Origin of the sequence: Brevibacillus sp. MCWH (genome assembly GCF_013096935.1) — a bacterium.
In the GTDB taxonomy this organism is placed as follows: domain Bacteria; phylum Bacillota; class Bacilli; order Brevibacillales; family Brevibacillaceae; genus Brevibacillus; species Brevibacillus aydinogluensis.
In genome coordinates this window covers 1-390 of the sequence record NZ_SDLF01000240.1, presented here as the reverse complement: position 1 = coordinate 390, position 390 = coordinate 1, and the positions used below count along the sequence as shown (strand labels likewise).

At 55.1% G+C, this 390-nt stretch carries 1 protein-coding gene; it reads right to left on the bottom strand.

Translation table 11 applies throughout. The features are described 5' to 3' along the window. The coding region (locus ETC00_RS20560) for a hypothetical protein (RefSeq protein ID WP_371808942.1) at positions 1-390 on the bottom strand (390 nt) is incomplete at both ends.

Sequence of the window (390 nt, the reverse complement as noted above, 5' to 3'; positions counted from 1 at the left end):
GGAATAAACACGTTGCAGTGGCGGCCGTTGGCCGATTTCGCTTCGGTCACAGATATAACCACTCCTGTCACGCATTAAATCAACACTCTCAAAGATTCTGGCGCGGTATTTCTCCAGTTCGTTCCCCCAGAGCGTATATTCTCCGTTACGGTTGTGAAGCAGAAGGTAACAGGTCATTTCCCCGTTACCAGGCATAGGGGCCTCGCCATACCCCGTTACGACCGCACTCAGTACCCCTGAATCCATGACGGCATTGTCATTTTGCCTGAGCTGCTCAGCCCGTCGCTCCGCGCGACGACGTTCTGTATCCTCCTGCTCCTTCCGGCGCAATTCCTCTTCACGTTTAAGCAACTGGGCTCTGAGAGCTGCAAGGCCGGATGCGCCCCACTG